Below are 4,859 nucleotides of genomic sequence, written 5' to 3'. Positions count from 1 at the left end.
TAATTCAATTCCAGCGATGTCGGCGAAATCTTCCATAAATTCCGTAGTCACCGCTTGACTGTAGACAGTATGGTGAGCTCCACCAGCAAGAATCCAAGCAGTAGCTGCAATATCCAAATTTGGTTTACAATCCCAAAGCACGCGGGCAACAGGTAATTTTGGCAAATCAGCCATAGGTTTTACAGCAGTTACTTCGTTTACAATTAAACGGAAACGGGTTCCCATATCTACCAACGAAACGTTGATTGCATCACCAGCAGGCGAGTTGAATACCAAACGAGCTGGATCTTCTTTGCCACCAATTCCTAACGGATGAACTTCACAAGAAGGTTTTCCGTCAGCGATTGATGGACAAATTTCCAACATATGTGATCCCAAAACGTATGATTTTTGAGGAGTAAAGTGATAAGTATAATCTTCCATAAACGAAGTTCCGCCTTCAAGACCGATGTTCATTACTTTCAATGCACGAACCATTGCAGCAGTTTTCCAATCTCCTTCACCGCCAAAACCGTAACCATCAGCCATCAAACGTTGCGTAGCGATTCCAGGAAGTTGTTTCCAAACCCCTAAGTTTTCAAAAGTATCTGTAAAAGCTCCGAAACCTCCTTCTTCAAGGAAAGCTCTTAAACCTAATTCAATTTTTGCAGCATCAACAAGAGATTGTCTTTGTTCACCGCCTTCTAGAAGTTGCGGAGTTAAATTATATGAAGACTCATAAACAGCTAATAAATCAGCCAGTTGTTGATCAGTAACTTTCTCAATATGTTTTGTCACATCTGATGAATCATAACCATTTACAGAAACTCCGAAACGCAATTGCGCTTCTACTTTATCTCCTTCGGTAACGGCAACTTCTCGCATATTGTCACCAATACGAGCTACTTTTAAGTTTTGTAATTCATTCCAACCAAGCGCAACTCTTGTCCAGTTTCCTAGTTTAGTCAAAACGCGATCTTCTTGCCAGTGTCCAACAATTACTTTACGTTTTTTGCGCATTCTTGATAGCATGAAACCAAATTCTCTATCTCCGTGAGCCGATTGGTTCAAGTTCATGAAATCCATATCGATGGTTGCCCATGGAATTTCAGCATTGTATTGTGTATGTAAGTGACACAAAGGTTTGTTTAAAATACTCAAACCGCCAATCCACATTTTAGCAGGTGAGAACGTATGCATCCAAGTGATGATTCCAATACAGTTTTTAGTTGAGTTAGCTTCTAAGCATAAATCCAATACTTGTTTTGGTGATTTCAAAGTGTCTTTAGTAACTACTTTTACTGGAATTTGAGAAGCTTCATCAAATGCTTTTCCCATAATAGCAGCATGTTCTGCTACTTTTAATAATGTTTCTGGTCCGTATAATTCTTGGCTTCCTACCACGAACCAAACTTCTTTTTGAGAGATATCTATCATTTTTATAATGTTTATTCGTTGATTTATTTATTTGTTTAATCGTTTAAATGTTTAAAATTGTTTAAGATTTAAACAACCTTAAACTAGAAACAACTTTAAACTAATAATTACTGTCCGTAATACGAATCTTTCCCGTGTTTTCTTAAATAATGCTTTTTGATTAAAGAATCTTTCAATCTCGGAGCATTTGGATTTATTTGTAAAGTTAGATAAGCCATTTCGGCAACTACTTCCAAAACTTTAGAATTGTAAACCGCTTTGGCTGCGTTTTTTCCCCAGGCAAATGGACCGTGATTTCCTATCAGAACCATTTCTGTTTCTTCGTAATTCAGATTTTTTTCTTTGAAACAATCCAAAATTTGAATTCCTGTATTATGCTCGTAATTCCCTTCAATTAAGTGATCAGCCATTGGCGGAGCGCACGGAATATCTGAAGTTAGGTGATCGGCATGTGTAGTTCCAAAAATAGGAATGTCTCTTTGTGATTGTGCCCAAGCTACAGAATAAGTAGCATGAGTATGCGCTACACCGCCAATATTTGGCCAGTTTTTGTACAAATAAGCATGGGTTTTAGTATCAGAAGATGGACGCAAACTTCCTTCAACGACATTGTTGTCAAAATCTACAATTACGATGTCTTCTGGTTTTAAATCCTCATAAGGAACACCGCTAGGTTTGATGGCAAAAACTTTTTTTTCGCGATCAACGGCACTTACATTTCCAAAAGTGTACACTACCAAATTCAAGGCGTTTAATTGCATATTGGCTTCGTAACATTCTTGTTTTAAATCTTTATACTGTGACATGTTGTTGTTTTTTTATTGATGGATCAGCGTAAGCGCTCAATTGGTCGTAAGCACAAAGTAGTTTGTTATAAGCAGCTACTTTGTCAAGTTGAGGTGCATATTCGCTTTCAAATGGACTTCCCATTTTTTGGCTAGCTTCAATTACGTTTGGATAAATTCCAGCAGCAACAGCAGCATAAATAGCAGCTCCCAAAGCAGGTGCCTGATCCGAAAGGGCAACTTTAATAGGTTTGTTCAATACATTAGCCAAAGTTTGCATGATAAATGGCGATTTTCTCGCTACACCACCAATACCGATTACTGTATCAATTCGAACACCTTCTTCTTCAAAACGGTCTACAATTTTTTTAGATCCAAAACAAATTGCATTTACCAATGATTTGAATACGTGTGGTGCTTTTGTTCCTAAAGATAAGTTGGCAATAGCACTTTTAAGTTCTTGGTTTGCATCTGGAGTTCGTCGGCCGTTAATCCAGTCTAAAGCGATTGGAATACTTTCAGACAATGGAATTTTCTCAGCTTCGGCAGTTAATTGCACTATTAATTTATCGCTGATTTCAGCTTTTAATTGTTCTTTTTGTTCGTCATTCAAAAGGGTAGAAGAGGCTAACAAATTCTCTGTTGGCCACAATAATAATTCTTTGTACCAAGCCAATAAATCTCCAAAAGCAGATTGTCCCGCTTCTAATCCGATATAACCCGGAATTACAGAACCATCTACCTGTCCGCAAATTCCGCGAACCGTTTTGCTTCCGATTGATTCTTTAGTATCAACAATAATATCACAAGTTGAAGTTCCCATCACACGAACCAAAGTATGTTCGTCAATTTTCGCTCCTACAGCTCCTGAGTGTGCATCAAAAGTTCCAACAGCAATAACAGTATCAGTTGAAAGTCCTAATTTGGTTGCCCATTCTTGATTCAAATTACCTGCTACTAAATCAGAAGTATAAGTTTCATCATATAAGTTACCACGTAATGTAGCTAGATACGGATCTAATTTTTCTAAGAATTCAACTGGTGGTAATCCGTTCCAGTCTTCGTGCCACATCGCTTTGTGACCTGCTGCACAACGGCTTCTTTTAAACGTTTTTAAATCCTTATTGTCGATTAATAAATACGTCATCAAATCGCAATGTTCCATCCAGGTGTGAGCTGCTTTTTTAACTGCTTCATCTTCTCTGACAACGTGTAAAATTTTGGCCCAAAACCATTCTGACGAATAAATTCCTCCTTCGTATTTAGTAAAATTTTCTCCGCCCCAGTTGGCAGCTAATTCGTTGATTTCGTTTGCTTCGTTGATGGCAGTGTGGTCTTTCCATAAAATCATCATCGCATTTGGATTGTGTTCAAAACCTTTAACCAATGCTAATGGAGTACCATCCTCGGCAACTGGAATTGGTGACGAACCTGTAGTGTCAATGCAGATGCTTCGAATAAGCGAAGGATCTACTTTGCTGTTTTCAACAACATATTTTATAGTAGTTTCCAATCCTTCGATATGATCCAAAGGATGTTGGCGAAACTGATTTATAGATGCATTACAATATTCTTTGGCTGCCCATCGCTTGTAATTACAAACGCTAGATGATAATTCCTGCCCATTTTCAGTGTCAATCAATACGGCACGAACTGAATCTGAACCATAATCTAATCCTATTACATAATTTTTCATCACAAAACTTTTAAATGTGGTACAAATATATATATAAATATTTATTAAGTGTATAAAAAACACTTATTTTTTTTATTCTTGAAAACATGGATAAAACCTATGAATTATCGTTGTTTAACTTTTACTTGTGTTTGCTGTTTTTAACAGCTTTTAACAAGAATGGATTATTTCAGTTTTAATTTTAAAACTGTCACCGAATAAGCAGGAACATTTATAGCCGCTTTTTCTCCTTTTAATTTATAAACGCCTTCTTTTGGGCTGATTTTTTTAGGCTCAGCAAATGAGTTTTCGTCGTCTAGTTTAGGACTTGTAAGCGTGATAATGGTTCCGGTTGATTGTAATTTACTTCCTTTTAAATCAATACTAACATCTTGCGCTTTTGCAGAAGTGTTGACTACTTTTACAATTACTTCTTTAGTGTTACTATCTTTTACCGCCGATGCGAACAAATCGTTTTGGCCCGTTACTGCTTTACCGTCTTTGGTTATGGCCAATAAATCGGTTCCTTTGTTGTTAGCGAATAATTTTTGAACATAATAATTAGCAGAACCATAGGATTCTAAATTGTTAAACCAAATCATATCCGGTGTCCATTGCCAAGCTTCGGCATGAGCCATCAAAGGAGCATAAGAAGTTAGGTAAACCACTTCGGCATTTCTTTCTAAACCGGTCATGAAAGCAGCTTCAGAGAAAGCACATTCCCAATTGTTTTTGTTGTCAGGACTAGCAATAGCAACACTTTGCGCAGCATATTCTCCGGCGAATACTTTTGGCCCTTTACGGTCGTAGTTGTCGTAACGGGTAGCATTTTCTCTAAACCATTTTGGATTTTTGTAATAGTGCTCGTCTACGATTTCGGCATTCAATTTTTTTAACTCTTCCATACCGTATTCGAAATAATCACCATCAGGGAATGGTCCTGCACCCGAAACAATTATCATATTTGGGTATTTGGCTTTGAT

The 4,859-nt window shown here is 37.3% G+C and carries 4 protein-coding genes; all 4 read right to left on the bottom strand.

The features are described 5' to 3' along the window. Positions 1–1,416 (bottom strand): L-arabinose isomerase (gene araA, locus VLC96_RS12320; protein ID WP_325263317.1); only part of this gene is annotated, 1,416 nt, incomplete at its 3' end. Between the two features lie 107 nt (positions 1,417–1,523). Next, positions 1,524–2,222, bottom strand: a complete 699-nt coding sequence (locus tag VLC96_RS12315) for an L-ribulose-5-phosphate 4-epimerase (RefSeq protein WP_325263315.1) — start codon at positions 2,220–2,222, stop codon at positions 1,524–1,526. Beyond that, complete coding sequence (locus tag VLC96_RS12310) at positions 2,209–3,897, bottom strand: ribulokinase (protein WP_325263313.1); 1,689 nt, start codon at positions 3,895–3,897, stop codon at positions 2,209–2,211. Before VLC96_RS12310 ends, VLC96_RS12315 begins: the two co-directional genes overlap by 14 nt. 164 nt (positions 3,898–4,061) lie before the next feature. Continuing rightward, a partial coding sequence (locus tag VLC96_RS12305) for an alpha-L-arabinofuranosidase C-terminal domain-containing protein (protein WP_325263311.1) occupies positions 4,062–4,859 on the bottom strand: 798 nt, incomplete at its 5' end.

Origin of the sequence: Flavobacterium sp., assembly GCF_035456085.1 — a bacterium.
In the GTDB taxonomy this organism is placed as follows: Bacteria; Bacteroidota; Bacteroidia; order Flavobacteriales; family Flavobacteriaceae; genus Flavobacterium.
This window is presented reverse-complemented; position numbering and strand designations above follow the sequence as displayed.